We start from the raw sequence: 16,527 nt of genomic DNA on the forward strand, positions 1-16,527 counted from the left end.
TATTCTGTTGCTTTTATGACTTATTGAGAAGGTTAATTCTTACAATTAATTGTTTGTTTGGGGAAAATTTAAAATCTCAAATTAATATGAAAAAAATTGTAACAATGCTAGCATTTTCAGTAGGTCTGGCAAATCTATATGCACAAACCGCTACAGAAAAAACTACCGAAAACAACTATAACAAGTGGTCTATTGAATTAGCCGGAGGAGTTAATAAGCCTCAAAGTCCTATGATGGAAAATTATTATACTTCGACACCAAGCTTTTTGGTAGGTGATTTAGGTGTAAGATATATGTTTAATAACAAATTTGGTTTAAAAGCAGATTTTGGTTATAACAGTTTTACCGGAAAAAGCACTTCACTAGATTTTGATTCAAAATATTACAGAGCAGATTTGCAAGCTGTTGCAAACTTAGGTAGAATCATGAGTTTTGAAACCTGGACAAATAGAATTGGTTTGTTAGGACATGCTGGTTTTGGAATGGCTCAATTAGAGAACAAAGATTTGCATGTTAAAGACAGAATGGCGAATTTTATTGGTGGTATAACAGCTCAAATCAGATTATCTAATAGATTTGCTTTAACTGGCGATTTTACAACTATTGTAAATGCTTCACAAGATTATACTTTTGATTGTGGATGTCCTGTAGAATCAAGAGGTTTTAACGGAGTTCTTTTTAACGGAACTGTTGGTTTAAATGTTTATTTAGGTAAAAACACAAAACATGCTGATTGGGTTGTTCTTTCACAGGAGTTTGATAGCTCTGCATTAGAAAGCAAAATAGCAAATCTTGAAAATCTAGTAAGTAAAATGCCGGAAAAACAAGTAATCATAGAAAAACCTGTAACAACAACAGTAGTAAATGATAAAGATCTTATTAAAGAAATGATTGATGCTAAATATTACAGCGTTTATTTTGACTTTAACAAAGCGACTCCAATTGAAAATTCAACAGCAGCAATTGATGTCGTTTTAACTTACTTAAGAAAAACCCCTTCGGCTTCTCTTGACATTTTAGGTTATGCAGATCAAGTTGGTAGTCAGGAATACAATGAAAAACTATCAAGTTTAAGAGCTAATAACGTAAAAACTATTTTTGAAAAAGCGGGTATTTCACCTTCAAGATTAAATGTAGTTGCTCAAGGCGCAGATACTTCAATCCAAAAAGATTCTGAAGAAGCAAGAAGACTTGCAAGAAGAGTTACTTTTAAAATAAAATAATCTCGACAAAATTTAAAACAAGAGCCCTGAAGAAATTCTTCAGGGCTTTTTTTTATGTCCAAAAGTCTAGTCTTAAAATAAGATTACATCAAACAAGATCATTACAGAATAGTAAACAAATTACATACATATAAATCTGAGCAAGACTGCAACTTGATATTGAAAAAAAGACTTTCTATTAGTAAACTAAAACAATATCTTATCCAAACTCTAAACAGCTATTCAATACTTATTAACCTTGATAAAGATTTACTTAGACAGCCTTTTGTTATCACTAAAAAAGATGGCTCTGTTTGATAAGATAATCAATTTGACAGAAAAGAGTATCAATACCCATTTAAGACAAGAAAGCGCCACACAAGTTACATAAAAGGCATTATCAGTTTAAAACAAACCATATAAAATCCTAACAACATACAAACTCAAATGCAATACCTGAAAAATTCAGATAGATTGGTTGCAAAACAAAAAAAGCTGCAAGAACGTTCTTGCAGCTTTTATATTTGTTTATGACAATTGTGGTAATACCTTATTGTCAAAAAAAACAAATTTTACATGAATTAATAACTATAAGTTGATGTTTCCGTAGTGATTTTACTACCAACCTGTTTTACTTCAGTTCTCTTAGTAGGATAACCATTTGTATCGTATTCATAAGTATAAGTTACTGTCTCTACTACGTTATTAGGATTATTATTTTTACTTGTTCTTTTAATGACATTATTCTTAACACCAAAGCCAAAATTATTATCTACTAGTGAATCAAAGCCTAAAACATTAACTCTAGGATTATTTTTAGAATCATATTCATATGTAATCACACTTTCAAAAGTACCATTATAGGATTGAACTGAGCTCAAATTACCGTTAGAAAAAGCATATCTTCCAGTTATCCCTGTTTCCTCTCCCTCGCTTCTTAAATTGTTACTATTCAACTTGTGATAAAATATACTTCCATCGGTATTATAAACATATTTTGTTATATAGTAACTTTCAAACTCTTTATTAAAAACATAATCTAATTTACCATTTGCATAAAAATATTCACTCGTAAGATAAACATTTCCTGAAAGGTCGGCTTTTTCAGTTTTTGTAATAACTCCACCTGTATAAGTATAATTTGTAACGTTAGATCCATCTCTGTCTGATACTATTTTATTATCATTGTATAATAATTCAAGAGTAGTCTCATCGCCGTCTGCGTAAGTATGACCTTGTTTTTTTAACAAAATAGGCTCCACAATTACAGCAGGAATAGAATCTTTTTTTGGTGGCGAAATCGTATCATTCTTAATTGGATCCAAATCGTTTTTTTTGGCACAAAAACCATCATAATCATTAGTACAAGAGACAAATACTAATAAGGCAGCACTAAATAAATAAAGTGACTTTTTCATAATTTCAATTTTTTTTACAAAAATAATTCAACAAAGAACTTTCAGCCTCCCCTATAAGTTATACTTACAAAAGAATAAGACTACAGTTTATTTATGATTTAACATATATAAACAGTATAAAACTTATGAAATAATTTATTTCAGAAAATTGCATTTTATATTTAACCGCTCAATATTCTCTAGTAATTCTAAATTAAAAATCATAAATTCAACCTTTAATCTGGAATGTTTTTTGTCATTAGAAAATTTATGAAAAAGCTATCATTAATATTGTTACTAATCTGTCAATCAGCTTTGTTTAGCCAAACAGTATTGAATTCTTATGCTATTAGTATGAGAAATTCAGGAGAATATAGTCAGATCCTGAATGTCGAAAACTCAAAAACTCATGATGTTTTTGCTTTTATTGCTGACGACAAAAATCTTACGATCCTGCAATACAATAAAGCATTATTCTTAACAAATGAATTAAGGACTTCCCGCACCAATATAGAAGACAAATTAATAATTGGATATAGTTTTGATGAAGATGGAAATCCAACACTTTATTGGTCATCAGAAGATTTTAAAAGCATTGTATTGATCAAATACGACATGAGTAATAAAGCGATCAAGCCTTTAAAATTCAGCTTTCCATACTCAAAAGAATATTTTATAGCTACATTTCAAAAGAACAATGTATTTTATCTTCTCTCTAAAGACAGTGCCGAACAAACGCTGACACTTTATAAATTTAAAGACGATACCGTTGAAGAAAAACCTCTGGATTTTTCCTCTTTTACTTTCCAAAATAGAAACACACAACCTATAACTTTCAATCAGTTTATTAGAGATTATCCTATCGAAAAAATTGAAGTTGGAGATTATAATCCTCTTTCGAGAAGCATTAAAAAGAGTAAAGCCTATATGCTTAATAATAGACTTGTTCTAACATTTGACCAAAATCCGGCAAAAACGCAAATATTCGATGTTAATCTGGAAACTTATGAAATAAAGGAGAAAAACTTTCCGCAATCGATGGCTGAAAAGTCAAGAAGAATAAGTAATTCGTTTTTTCTCGATGATAGACTTTACCAGATTAATACTAATTCGGAAGAACTTCAATTAGACATTAAGGACTATAATACAGGCGAAACAATTAAGAATATCAAGGTTTCGAAAAACGATACTATTAAATTTAAAAACTCCCCGTTGTTACTTCAAATTGAAGATCAAAAACCAAAAGAAATAAGAAAGACAAGCACATTTTTAAAGTATTTATCTGCATTAGATTTTGGTATATCCGTTTTCAAAAACAGCCAAAATGCTTATATAACAATTGGTGGAATAACACAACAAGATAGATCCTACTACAGTTTTTATGATGATGTGCAGCCATTTCAAATAAACTTATCTCAATATGGTCAAAACCAAACGGCTTATTTTGAAAGTATATTAAATCCAAATTCCGAATTTATACAGCAAAGACAAGAACCATTTGCGAATGATAACATTTTTTATTTTTTGGATACAAACAAAAAAATAAGACTGCAAAGCATATTAACTCTTCCCGATTTTTCAATTTTAAGTTATTATGATTCCGCTGCAAAGCAATTCATAATGCGAAAATTTACTGACGGATTTACTCCTGATGAAACAACAAATCCGATAATAGACAAAGCTGTTTTTTCGAAATCATTTAAATTTGACAGACCTTAATTTTATTGGAAATTAATCCAAATGTCCCATGTTTTCGACGTTTCAAAAAATGGTTTGAATTATTTTTTTTAACTTTACAAAAAAGACACTATTATGTTATCAAAAAATATAGAAGCAGCATTGAACAAGCAAATTCGCATAGAGGCAGAATCTTCGCAAACCTATCTTTCTATGGCTTGTTGGGCTGAAGTACACGGACTTGAAGGAATCGCTCAATTTATGTACACACAATCAGACGAAGAGCGCGCGCACATGCTTAAATTAATAAAGTATGTAAACGAACGCGGAGGTCACGCTCACATTACCGATCTAAAAGCGCCTAAAACTTCTTATACTACGTTTAAAGAAATGTTTGAGGCACTTTATAACCATGAAATTTTTGTTTCGGAATCAATTAACGAATTGGTTCACATAACTTTTGAAGAAAAAGATTATGCAACACATAATTTCTTACAATGGTATGTATCAGAACAAATCGAAGAAGAAGCTACTGCTAAATCAATTTTAGACAAAATCAACTTAATTGGAGATGATAAAGGTGGACTTTATTTGTTTGATCGTGATATTCAGCAATTAACAGTTACAAGTTCGATTGCAATCAATCCAAAATAAAAAAAGTTAAAGTTTATTTAGAATATATAAAAATAACAATTTTCGTTTATATTTGCCACTGTTTTTATAATACAGAGGAAAATTGGGCAAGAAAGAAAAAGACAAGGACAAGAAAAAGGATAAAAAGAATAAGAAAAATAAAGCTATCCTTGAGAACATTAAGAAGTTGGAAAACTGTAAATCTTCTTGTTGTGAAAAATACAAAAAAAGCGAGAAGAAACGTTGTTCGCGCTGTCCTATGTTTGATTTATTCAAGAAAACAGCTTAAACTTATATATAATAAACCCACCACAAGATTTGGTGGGTTTTTTTTATGCTTAAATTACACTACTATTTCTGATTTAAAAAAATTCAAAGTTTCTACTATGAAAAACAATATTACTATTCCTAAATCCAGTCTTGACTTTTTGACTGAGCTTAAAGAAAACAATAACAAGCCTTGGTTTGATGCAAACAAACAAAACTATTTAATCGAATTAAATCATATCGAAACTTTTGCCGGTGCTTTACTTGAAGAACTTTCCAAAACAGATGTTTTAGAAACCGCTTCGGGTAAAAAAAGTGTTTACCGAATTTATCGTGACATTCGTTTCTCAAAAGACAAAACTCCATTCAAAACTTTCTGGGGCGGCAGTTATACCAGAGCCACAAAAGAGAGACGCGGTGGTTATTATTTCCATATAGAAAAAGGAAATACTTTTCTCGCTGGTGGATTTTGGGGACCAAACGCAGCAGACTTAAAACGCATTAGAGCCGAATTTGCTCATGATGATGAACCAATGCAAAAAATCGTAAAGGCAAAATCTTTTGTTACCAATTTTGGAAATTTGCAAGGCGAACAAGTCAAAACGTCTCCAAAAGGATATGACAAAGATCATAAAGCAATTGATTTGCTTCGTTATAAGCAGTTTTTGGTAATCAAACGTTTTACAGATTCTGAGGTTTTGAGTGATAATTTTCTTGAACAAGCTTTAGAAGGTTTCAAAAACATGAGACCGTTTTTTGACTATATGAGCGAAATCTTAACAACAGACATTAATGGCGCTTCTGTTTTATAAATACAACAAACCCGACAGGTTTTAAAAACCTGTCGGGTTTATTAGATTACGTTAAGTATTATCTGCTAAGCAACAAAATCTCGCTGACCAAAACTTCGGTGATATATCTTTTTTCACCGTTTTTATCGTTATAACTTCTATGAATTAGCTTTCCTTCTACACCTACTTCTTTTCCTTTTTCGACATATTTTTCGATAATTTCAGCCGTTTTTCCCCAAGCTGTAACACGATGCCATTCCGTTTGTTCGACTTTTTCGCCTTTATCGTTTTTATATCTTTCGGTTGTTGCGATATTCAAATGCGCTAATTTAGTTCCGTTTTCTAATGTTTTAACTTCTGGATCGTTTCCTACGTTTCCAATCAATTGTACTCGGTTTTTCATTCCGTTCATGGCGTATAATTTTTAAATGTTCGTATAAAAGAATTCGTTTATCAAATTCAACAAGGCAAAGATCCGCCGAACCTCGATAAATATTCGGTTAACAACTATTTACTTTCGGTTGTAAATATTTGTAAGCGTTTGTAAGTGGAAATAATTTCGTATATTCGAGAGAAATCTTACGATATGCAGACTAAAATAAATAAAGTTGAGTTACGAAATTTAGAATTTGACGATTACAAACAATTGAAAGACTCAATGGTTGAATCGTATCCTGAAATGGCCGACTCGTACTGGAAAGAAGATGATATCAAAAGATTACTTTCTATTTTTCCTGAAGGTCAACTTGTTATACTCGCAGATGGCAAAGTGGTTGGATCAGCATTATCACTTATTGTCGATGAAAAACTGGTTGATAAAAGACACAATTACAGACAGATTCTTGGAGATTATACTTTCTCTACACACAATAAAGACGCAGAAATTTTATACGGAATCGACGTTTTTATACATCCGAATTATCGCGGTTTACGATTAGGCCGACGTTTATATGATGCCCGAAAAGAACTTTGCGAACAGCTTAATCTAAAAGCGATAGTTTTTGCCGGCAGGATTCCAAATTATGGCCAATATGCCAAAAAGTTATCTCCAAAAAACTATATCGAAAAGGTAAAACATAAAGAATTACACGATCCAGTTCTTTCTTTTCAGTTAAGTAATGATTTTCACGTGTTGAGAATCATCAAAAACTACTTAGAAGGCGATGAAGAATCAAAGGAATTTGCGGTTCTCTTAGAATGGAATAATGTTTATTATGACGAAAGTCCAAAATTGATTAACCTTGAAAAAAGCGTTATCAGATTAGGTTTGGTTCAATGGCAAATGCGTCCCTTGAACAATCTGGAAGAATTTTTTGAGCAAGCCGAATTTTTTATTGATGTAGTTTCGGGTTATGGAAGTGATTTTGCCTTATTTCCGGAACTTTTCATTGCGCCTTTAATGGCCGATTATAATCATTTATCAGAAGCCGAAGCAATTCGGGAACTTGCCCGATATTCTGATCCAATCAGAAAGCGTTTTCAGGAATTTTCGATCTCTTACAACATCAACATTATCACAGGAAGTATGCCTTATCTGGAAAATGGTAATCTTTATAATGTTGGTTTTCTATGCAAAAGAGACGGAACTTCAGAGATGTACACCAAAATTCACGTAACTCCAAATGAAGTGCAACATTGGGGAATGAAAGGCGGATCTCAGTTTAAAACCTTTGATACCGATTGCGGTAAAATTGGAATTTTGATTTGTTATGATGTTGAATTCCCGGAACTTTCGAGAATTTTAGCCAACGAAGGAATGAATATTCTATTTGTTCCATTTTTGACAGATACACAAAATGCTTACACGCGTGTAAAACATTGTTCTCAAGCCCGCGCAATCGAAAATGAGTGTTATGTAGCGATTGCAGGTTGCGTTGGAAACTTACCGAAAGTGAATAATATGGATATTCAATATGCGCAAGCTTCTGTTTTTACACCTTCTGATTTTGCTTTTCCAAGTAATGGTATAAAAGCCGAAGCGACTCCAAACACAGAAATGACTTTGATTGTCGACGTCGATTTAAACCTCCTAAAACAGCTTCACGAACATGGAAGTGTGCGAATTTTAAAAGACAGAAGAACTGATTTATACGAAATTAAAAAAATAGAATCATGAAGACTTGCCTCGAATGCTCGGAAAAACTAGTAGGTAGAGAAGATAAGAAATTCTGTTCAGATAGTTGCCGAAATGCCTACAACAATAAAATAAATAAAGACAGTACTAATTTCATGCGTAATGTAAACAACAAATTACGAAAAAATTACCGTATTTTGTCCGAACTAAATACAGATGGAAAATCAAAAGCAACAAGGGATAAAATGATAAACAAAGGTTTCGACTTCGAGTTTTTTACGAATGTTCTGCAAACAAAAACAGGAAACACCTACTATTTTCTGTACGATCAAGGATATCGCTCTTTGGACAATGATTATTTTATGCTTGTAAAAAAAGAAATTTAGTACTTATTAATCATGAAAAAAAACCAGACCTCAATTCTTGGCATCGCAGGCATTCTAGCAATTCTAGGCTTCATTTACGTTACAATGATGCCACAGTATATTTCGAAAAATGATGAAGCACTTGCCGATTTTTCTACTGAAAGAGCATTAAATCAAGTCGAAATTATTGCCCAAAAACCTCATTATGTAGGTTCAGTAAATCATGAATTAGTAGCCAATTATTTAAAGCTCGAGCTGAATAGAATTGGATTAGAAACAAGTGTTCAGGAAGGTTTTACGCTCAATGACAAAGGACTTTTGGTTAAATCCAAAAATATTCTTGCCCGCATAAAAGGAACAAACAACTCAAAAGCTCTTTTATTACTTTCACATTACGACAGTGCTCCACACTCTTTTTCAAAAGGTGCAAGTGACGATGCGTCTGGAGTTGCAACAATACTCGAAGGAGTTCGTGCTTTTTTATATTCAAAACAACCACACAAAAACGATATTATCATTCTTTTTTCAGATGCCGAAGAATTGGGTCTGAATGGAGCAGCACTTTTTGTAAATCAACATCCGTGGGCAAAAGACGTTGGATTAGTACTCAACTTTGAAGCCAGAGGTTCTTCAGGACCAAGCTATATGTTGATGGAAACCAATAAAGGAAACGAAGCTCTTGTAAAAGAATTTTCGAAAGCAAAAACAACATATCCGGTTTCAAACTCTTTGATGTACAGCATTTATAAAATGCTTCCAAATGATACTGATTTAACCGTTTTTAGACAACAAGGAAACATTCAGGGATTCAACTTTGCCTTTATAGACGGACATTTTAATTATCACACACAACAAGATGATGTTCAACATTTAAGCAAAACAACATTAGCGCATCAAGGAACTTATTTGATGCCTTTGCTAAAATACTTTGCAAATACAGACTTAAACACGACCAATTCAAACGAAGATGATGTTTACTTTAGCGTACCATTTTCATTCATAAGTTATCCGTTTGCATGGGTATTACCAATGACTGTCATTGCTTTAGGTTTATTAATTCTTTTTATTTTTATCGGAAAAGCAAAACGAGTTATTACTTTCCGCGAAATCTTCAGAGGTTTTCTTCCTTTAATCGGATCTATAATAATTGCAGGATTAGTTACCTTTTTAGGATGGAAAATCGTTTTACAAATCTATCCACAATACTCCGATCTACTTAACGGATTTACCTATAACGGTCATGCTTATATTGGAGCATTTGTAACGCTTAGCATTGCAATTTGTTTTGCATTCTATCACCATTTCTCAGAAACAAAAGTGACAATGAATCACTTTGTTGCTCCTTTACTTCTTTGGATTATTATCAACGGATTTCTTGCCAATAGTTTAACCGGAGCAGGTTTCTTGATTATTCCGGTTTATTTTGGAATCTTATTATTTGGAATTTTTGTCCTTACTCAGCATTATAGTTTAGGTTTAAATTTATTATTCTCAATTCCGGCTTTAGTAATTATAGCGCCTTTTATTGTAATGTTTCCTATTGGTTTAGGTTTAAAAATCCTTTACGGAAGTGCCATTTTAACCGTATTAGCTTTTGGTTTATTACTTCCCGTATTTGGATCTTTTGCTAAAAAAAATGCCTGGATAATGGTATTCTTTGCAGCTTCTATAGCTTTCTTTGTTTACGCAGGATATCATTCCGGTTATGAACACGGAAAAGCAAAATCAAACAGTTTATTATACGTTTATAATGGGAATACAAACTCAGCAATCTGGACGACTTATGACGTGAATCTAGACGATTGGACTAAAAGCTATTTGGGCGAAAAAAATCAAAAAGCAGTTGGCTTAAACAACTTGCCAATATCCAGCAAATACAATTCAGGATTTACTTATAGTGCAATTGCGCCGGTTGTCGAAATACCAAAACCAACAATTACATTTTTACAAGACAGCGTTGTTGGAAATAACAGATTCTTAAAAATAAAAATTACGCCAAACCGAAAAGTAAATCGATACGACATCTACGCAAATCCTAAAATGAGGTTTTTCAATTTTAAAGCAAATGGCGTTTCAACTTTTGGACAAAAAGGAAATGAATTAGAGCGAGAAGGAATGCGTCTTATTTCTTATTATGTTGTAGGCAATGAACCTCTTGTGATGGAATTCTACATTAACAAATCGTCTATTTTTGATATGGATTTAATCGAAAGCTCTTTTGATTTAATGACAAATCCATTACTTAAGGTAAAACCTAGAAGCGACTGGATGATGCCAACACCTTTCGTCTTGAACGATGCCGTATTAATTCAGGAGAAAATAAAAAAATATACAGCGCCAGTACCAACTATACCAGCCGCAACAGTATTAAAAGATAGTACTGTTATTGCAAAAGACAGCTTAAAACCGATTGTAAAACCACAATAAAATACTTGTTATGGCAACAAATATTTCAACAATCTATCTTAATGCTCCAATAGAAAAAGTTTGGAATGCATTGACAAAGCCTGAATTAGTCAAACAATGGCAATATGGAAGTGATTTGATTACAGATTGGAAAATTGGTAAAGAAATCAGATTTAGAAACGAATGGGAAGGTCAGGTTTTTGAACAATGGGGAACCGTTTTGGATGTTATTCCGAATCAGAAAATTAAATATTCCCTATTTTTTCCAAGACCGGAACTAGAAGATAAGCCGGAGAATTATTTTATAATGAGTTATATTCTATCTGAAGAAAATCAGAAAACAAAACTTGAAATCCTTCAGGAAGACAATCGTCCCGGCGCTGTTCAGGAAGAACTACAAGGCGAAGAAAATCCAATTCTTCAAAGTCTGAAAGCTTTAATAGAAGCTTAAAAAAAGGTACAAAGGTACAGAGGCACAAAGTTGCAAAAGCACAAAGGTTAAAAAAAGCACTATTTTTATAGTGCTTTTTGTTTTTCAGAATACCTCGAAAAACCTTTGAACCTTTGCAACTTTGAACCTTTGAACCTTTGTACCTAAAAAAAACTAACAAGCACATTCGATTTTCAAACCTGCTTTTACACCATTTGTTCCTTCGGTGGCATAACCGTCAAACTTCCACCACTCTATTCCGCCAATTAGTTCTTTTACCTTAAAACCAAGTTTAGCCATATTTAATGCACCTCTTGTCGAAGCATTACAACCAATTCCGTCGCAATACGTCACATACAAAACGTCTTTATCCAAGTGACTTGTGCTTTCGATCGTCATTTGGCGATGAGGAATATTAATCGCAGTTGGAATATGTTCTGCCTCAAAACCAAAAGCTTTTCTGGTATCAATAACAATTACTTTTTCTCCATTATTCAAAGCATCAAATAAATCAGAAGGATCCATTTCGAAGGCTAATTTGTTTTCATAATGTTTAATTTGTGCTTCCATTTTTTTATAGTTTTAATGATTTTGTTTTTCCAAAAGTAATTCAGTAACACTTTCCATAAAAACGAAAAGAATTCATCACTTTGATTACTTTTTTTCATAGAAAAGCCACTCTAAAATTTCGTTTCTTTGTATACAAATTCTCAAAAATGGAAATCCGTCATTTAAAATTAATAAAAGCAATTGTCGAAGAAGGAAGCATTACCAAAGCAATTGACAAATTGTATTTGACACAATCGGCGTTGAGTCACCAACTCAAAGAAGCTGAATATCAATTGGGAACTCCTATTTTTCTGAGAACAAACAAAAAGCTGGTTTTGACCAAAGCTGGCGAGAAAATCTATGATCTTGCCAACGAAATTTTGGACAAACTTTCTCAAACCGAATCCCAAATCAAACAAATGGTTTATGGCGAACACGGCGAAATCAGAATTAGCACAGAATGTTATTCGAGTTATCACTGGCTTCCTCCGGTTTTAAAACAATTCCACAATTTGTACCCAAATGTAGAATTGAAAATTGTAACCGAAGCCACTCATATTCCAATACAAAAATTATTAGAAAATACGATCGATATTGCGATTATCAGTGATCAGATCAAAGACAATAATATCAAATATATTGAGCTTTTTCAAGATGAAGTTGTTATGGCAGTTTCTGAAAATCACGCTTGGGCGGATAAAAAATATGTTGTTGCAGAGGATTTTATCAACGAACATTTACTGATTCATTCTCTTCCGATGGAAACGGTAACGATTCATCAATTTCTTTTGGCTCCAGCCAAAGTAACTCCGAAGAAAATCACGCCGCTTCCTTTGACTGAAGCTTCTCTGGAAATGGTTAAAGCAGATATGGGCGTAATGTCTATGGCAAAATGGGCTTTATTACCACATTTGAAAAACAATCCGATAAAAGCCGTAAAAATTGGAAAGAACGGTTTAAAGAGAAAGCATTTTATCGCGATTAGAGAAAACGAGCAATATCCGGATTATTTTCATCATTTTATCACCTTTTTACAAAACGAAATCAATTTGCAATGGAATATTCAATAAGAAAGTGCGAAGTATCAGACTTGCCAAAATTGGTCATTTTATGTCAAAAACATGCCGAATATGAAAAAGCCGATTATTCGCCGGAAGGAAAAGAAGAAGGATTGAAAAAAGCATTGTTTGGCGAACATCCAAAATTAAACTGTTTTGTAGTTGCAACCGATAATGATATCGTTGGATATGTCTCTTATACTTTTGATTTTTCGACCTGGAGCGCGGGTGATTTCTTGTATATGGATTGTCTTTATCTGGAAGAAAACACCAGAAACTTTGGAATTGGTGAAGTCTTAATCAACAAACTTAAAGAAATTGCAAAAGACAAAAACTGTGTCAACATGCAATGGCGAACGCCTCAATTTAATGAAAGAGCGATAAAATTCTACAACAGAATTGGCGCAAAAGGAAAAGACAAAATTTGTTTCTTTTTAGATTTGTAAACATTAATTCTTGAAATTTAATTTCGTGAATTCATCGATAACCAACGGATTTAAATCCGTCTCTACAATATAAATCGTTCCTCCGGAACTTTTTACAAAAACATTAAGTTCAAATTAAACACAATATATTAAAACCTTAGAACCTCAGTTTCTTAGAACCTTAGAATTTCAAAAAATGACTCAAATAAGCATATTAGGTTGCGGTTGGCTTGGTTTGCCTTTAGCGAAAAGCTTAATCGTAAAAAAGCGTTATTCGGTAAACGGATCAACAACTTCTGAAAATAAACTTACTGTTTTGGAAAATGCAGGAATAAATCCGTTTTTGGTAGCGCTTGAAAGCGAAAGTGTTTCTGAAAGTATCATTCCTTTTTTAGCTGAAAGCGAAATCTTAATTATTGATATTCCGCCTAAATTGAGAGGAAATAATGATGTTTCTTCCCGAAAGGTTTTTGTCGAAAAAATAGAAAATCTAATTCCGTTTATAGAAAAATCAACCGTAAAAAAAGTACTTTTCGTAAGTTCAACTGCGGTTTATGGCAATGACAACGGAAACATTACCGAAGAAACTATTCCGAATCCAGAAACTGAAAGCGGAAAACAATTGCTTTTGGCGGAAGCTATTTTACAAAAAAATCAAAATTTCGAAACTACTATTTTACGCTTCGGCGGATTAATTGGCGAAGATCGTCATCCTGTTAAACATTTAGCCGGAAAAGAAAACCTTGAAAATCCAGACGCGCCCATAAATTTAATTCATCAAAATGATTGTATAAAAATCATTGAGGAAATAATAAGCCAATCAAAATGGAATGAAATTTTTAACGCCGTTGCACCTTTTCATCCAACTCGAGAGGAATATTATACGCAACAAGCAAAAGAACAAAACTTAGTTTTACCCAAATTCAGCGCTGAAAAATCGAATATCAAAAAGACTATTTCAAGTGAAAAAATAGAAACTATATTAAACTATCAATTTAAACTGGATGTTTATTGAACCATATAAGTTATGTAAGTTCATTTTAGTTGGATTGCTAAAACATTGAGATTAAAAATAATGTGGTTAAATATTTTACCGCAAAGTGCACAAAGTTTTTTTTAAGTTATACTTTATAAAAACACAAAGTTCGCAAAGCTTTATGTTGATCTAGCTTTGCGAACTTTGTGTTTTCTATGTGCAAAGTAAAATTAAATCTTAGCGCCCTTTACGGTAAAAACACACCCAGTTTTATATTTACTTCAATAACTTATATGGTTTAAAAACAAAATTCTTATTTTCACTTCGCAAAATAACTTCTTTCATGGTAAGACATTTCAGGTTTATATTCACTTTCAGCATTTTATTACTTTCATTATCGCAATGTTTCGCCCAAACAGATTCTACGGCAACAGAAGAACATGAACGTACTGAAAGAATAAAACAATTTCACTCAGACATTCTCGTTAAAGAAAACGGAAACATTGTCGTTACCGAAACTATTACCGTTTATGCCGCAGAACAAGAAATAGATCACGGTATTTTTCGCGAACTTCCAATGAAAAATTATTCACCTAAAGCTCGTAGAAATAATTTTTATACCGTTTTGGATGTTACCAAAGATTGGCTCAAAGAACCTTATCACACAAAAATAAATAGCGAGAATTTCACGATTTATGTTGGCGACAAACACATTTCACTTAAAGAAGGAACTTATACTTATAAAATAACTTACGAAGTCGAAGCGCAAATTCTGCCATACGACAACTTCGACGAGGTTTATTGGAATGTTACCGGAAACTATTGGCAATTTGAAATCGAAAATGTTTCGGCAAAAGTAATTTTACCAAACGGAACATCTATTTTACAAACGCATTGTTATACCGGAGTTTTAGGATCAAAAGAAAGTGATTGTAATTCAAAAATCGGTGGGAATTCGGTTTATTTTACTTCAAAAAATTTAAAACAAGAAGAAGGTTTTACTGTAGCCGTAGGATTTCCAAAAGGAATTGTTCATCAACCGTTCTTTTCACCGCATTACAAAATGGAGGAATTTGTCTCGGCAGGAAAATTGCTTTTAGCATTTCTACCCGTTTCAATTTGTTTCCTGTTTTTCTATTTTTCATGGAAAACCTATGGCAAAGATCCTTTACCTTCTTATGAAAGCAGTGAATCTATAGATTTAAAAGGACGTTTTTCTGCAACTTCGCTGCGATATCTAAAAGAAAGATATTCTAATTCTCAAACACTTTTGGTTTCGATAATTAGTCTTTCGATTAAAGGCGCGATCGAAATTACCGGTAACGGATTACAGACATGGAAAGAAGGATTCGAATATTATCTGGTAAAAGGGACAAAAACAACAAATTTATCGCAGGAAGAAAATGCCGTTTTAGAGACTTTATTCAAAGAAAGTAACACTTTTGCAATCAACGCTGAATCTTACATTGTTTTTGGCGAGGCAGAAAAAGCGCTTGAAAAATCACTTAAAAGTCAATACAATCTAAAAGATTATTTTTCTTTCAATCTAAAACAAATATTTATTGGGGTGCTGCTCACAATTGTTGCAATTGCCGGATATAGTTACTTAACGGCAGGCACAGCATTGTTATTTGTGATCTTTGGTTTTTCTATGATGATGCTTACCGTGCTATTAATCACTATAGCCATCAAGTCAATTAGAAGTAAACAAGCTGCAATAGCTTTTCCTTGCATTATTATTTCCATTTTTACTGGCGTTTTTACCTATGCTTCTTTTTTTGCCGTTAACATCGATAAAAACTATTCGGCTCTAAATGCATTAGTTATATTTTTACTACTTGCCGGTTTTGCAATATATCTGAGCTTGATTGGTTCTTATACTAAACTGGGACTTGCTGTAAAAAACCAAACTGAAAATTTAAAACAGCAATTATTAAATTATGTTTTAGATCAAAATTCAGATATTATAAAAACATACGAAGAAAATCTTCCCTACGCTTTTGCATTGAGTATTGAAAAAGAATGGAATTTAAAATTTGAAGAAGCCTTAAAAAATCTAAATTACACCAGTAACTGGATCAAAACCAGCGATGGTTCTGTGGGATTCTCCAATCAAATTGTAGTTCATTTTTATAATACTTATAATTCCTCTTCAGCTTCGAGCTCTTCCAGCAGCGGAAGTTCAGGTGGTGGAAGTTCCGGCGGAGGTGGTGGAGGAGGCGGTGGCGGTGGCTGGTAGAATTCACACCGCAATTAGAACAATTAAATACACTATTC

Annotated in this window: 15 protein-coding genes; 12 read left to right on the forward strand and 3 right to left on the reverse strand. The window is 32.6% G+C overall.

Annotated features, from left to right (window positions below; all coding sequences use genetic code 11):
• Nucleotides 1-86: 86 nt before the first annotated feature.
• Entirely contained in the window at nucleotides 87-1,223 is a 1,137-nt protein-coding gene (locus tag WN975_RS18675; protein WP_337967813.1) for an OmpA family protein, read from the forward strand.
• Between the two features lie 560 nt (nucleotides 1,224-1,783).
• Here WN975_RS18675 and WN975_RS18680 read toward each other — a convergent pair.
• Nucleotides 1,784-2,620 carry a hypothetical protein gene (locus WN975_RS18680; RefSeq protein WP_337967814.1) on the reverse strand — a complete coding sequence of 279 codons (837 nt, stop codon included), beginning with the start codon at nucleotides 2,618-2,620 and terminating at the stop codon, nucleotides 1,784-1,786.
• Nucleotides 2,621-2,869: 249 nt separating this feature from the next.
• Here WN975_RS18680 and WN975_RS18685 point away from each other — a divergent pair, with 249 nt between their 5' ends.
• The 3 genes from WN975_RS18685 to WN975_RS18695 all read left to right on the forward strand — a co-directional run bounded on the left by WN975_RS18685 (nucleotide 2,870) and on the right by WN975_RS18695 (nucleotide 5,988).
• Complete coding sequence (locus tag WN975_RS18685; RefSeq protein ID WP_337967815.1) at nucleotides 2,870-4,318, forward strand: hypothetical protein; 1,449 nt, start codon at nucleotides 2,870-2,872, stop codon at nucleotides 4,316-4,318.
• A gap of 93 nt (nucleotides 4,319-4,411) precedes the next feature.
• Nucleotides 4,412-4,930: a ferritin gene (locus WN975_RS18690; protein WP_099710000.1), complete on the forward strand. Its 519-nt coding sequence runs from the start codon at nucleotides 4,412-4,414 to the stop codon at nucleotides 4,928-4,930.
• 365 nt (nucleotides 4,931-5,295) lie between these two features.
• On the forward strand, nucleotides 5,296-5,988 hold the full coding sequence (locus tag WN975_RS18695) for a DUF2461 domain-containing protein (RefSeq protein WP_337967816.1): 693 nt from the start codon (nucleotides 5,296-5,298) through the stop codon (nucleotides 5,986-5,988).
• A gap of 58 nt (nucleotides 5,989-6,046) precedes the next feature.
• Here the strand turns inward: WN975_RS18695 and ssb are convergent, their stop codons facing one another.
• Nucleotides 6,047-6,379, reverse strand: a complete 333-nt coding sequence (gene ssb / locus WN975_RS18700; RefSeq protein ID WP_337967817.1) for a single-stranded DNA-binding protein — start codon at nucleotides 6,377-6,379, stop codon at nucleotides 6,047-6,049.
• A gap of 174 nt (nucleotides 6,380-6,553) precedes the next feature.
• Between ssb and WN975_RS18705 the strand changes: the two genes are divergently transcribed.
• From WN975_RS18705 to WN975_RS18720, 4 genes are read left to right on the forward strand one after another with little or no spacing between them, the layout of a single operon-like run.
• Nucleotides 6,554-8,083 carry a bifunctional GNAT family N-acetyltransferase/carbon-nitrogen hydrolase family protein gene (locus WN975_RS18705; protein WP_099712739.1) on the forward strand — a complete coding sequence of 510 codons (1,530 nt, stop codon included), beginning with the start codon at nucleotides 6,554-6,556 and terminating at the stop codon, nucleotides 8,081-8,083.
• On the forward strand, nucleotides 8,080-8,427 hold the full coding sequence (locus WN975_RS18710) for a hypothetical protein (RefSeq protein WP_121328229.1): 348 nt from the start codon (nucleotides 8,080-8,082) through the stop codon (nucleotides 8,425-8,427). Before WN975_RS18705 ends, WN975_RS18710 begins: the two co-directional genes overlap by 4 nt.
• 12 nt (nucleotides 8,428-8,439) lie before the next feature.
• A complete protein-coding gene (locus WN975_RS18715) occupies nucleotides 8,440-10,833 on the forward strand; it encodes a M28 family peptidase (RefSeq protein ID WP_337967818.1) in 2,394 nt (797 codons plus the stop codon).
• Between the two features lie 10 nt (nucleotides 10,834-10,843).
• Nucleotides 10,844-11,263 carry an SRPBCC family protein gene (locus tag WN975_RS18720; RefSeq protein WP_337967819.1) on the forward strand — a complete coding sequence of 140 codons (420 nt, stop codon included), beginning with the start codon at nucleotides 10,844-10,846 and terminating at the stop codon, nucleotides 11,261-11,263.
• A 153-nt stretch (nucleotides 11,264-11,416) separates the two neighbouring features.
• Here the strand turns inward: WN975_RS18720 and WN975_RS18725 are convergent, their stop codons facing one another.
• A complete protein-coding gene (locus WN975_RS18725; RefSeq protein WP_337967820.1) occupies nucleotides 11,417-11,812 on the reverse strand; it encodes a rhodanese-like domain-containing protein in 396 nt (131 codons plus the stop codon).
• 146 nt (nucleotides 11,813-11,958) lie between these two features.
• Here WN975_RS18725 and WN975_RS18730 point away from each other — a divergent pair, with 146 nt between their 5' ends.
• The 4 genes from WN975_RS18730 to WN975_RS18745 all read left to right on the forward strand — a co-directional run bounded on the left by WN975_RS18730 (nucleotide 11,959) and on the right by WN975_RS18745 (nucleotide 16,489).
• Nucleotides 11,959-12,861 carry a LysR family transcriptional regulator gene (locus WN975_RS18730; RefSeq protein ID WP_337967821.1) on the forward strand — a complete coding sequence of 301 codons (903 nt, stop codon included), beginning with the start codon at nucleotides 11,959-11,961 and terminating at the stop codon, nucleotides 12,859-12,861.
• Nucleotides 12,846-13,295, forward strand: coding sequence for a GNAT family N-acetyltransferase (locus WN975_RS18735; RefSeq protein ID WP_337967822.1), 450 nt, complete (start codon nucleotides 12,846-12,848; stop codon nucleotides 13,293-13,295). The genes WN975_RS18730 and WN975_RS18735 overlap by 16 nt, the downstream gene beginning before the upstream one ends.
• Before the next feature lie 175 nt (nucleotides 13,296-13,470).
• Nucleotides 13,471-14,289, forward strand: coding sequence for an SDR family NAD(P)-dependent oxidoreductase (locus tag WN975_RS18740; RefSeq protein WP_337967823.1), 819 nt, complete (start codon nucleotides 13,471-13,473; stop codon nucleotides 14,287-14,289).
• 304 nt (nucleotides 14,290-14,593) lie between these two features.
• A complete protein-coding gene (locus tag WN975_RS18745; RefSeq protein WP_337967824.1) occupies nucleotides 14,594-16,489 on the forward strand; it encodes a DUF2207 domain-containing protein in 1,896 nt (631 codons plus the stop codon).
• Nucleotides 16,490-16,527: the final 38 nt, after the last annotated feature.

Source organism: uncultured Flavobacterium sp. (assembly GCF_951805225.1).
In the GTDB taxonomy this organism is placed as follows: domain Bacteria; phylum Bacteroidota; class Bacteroidia; order Flavobacteriales; family Flavobacteriaceae; genus Flavobacterium.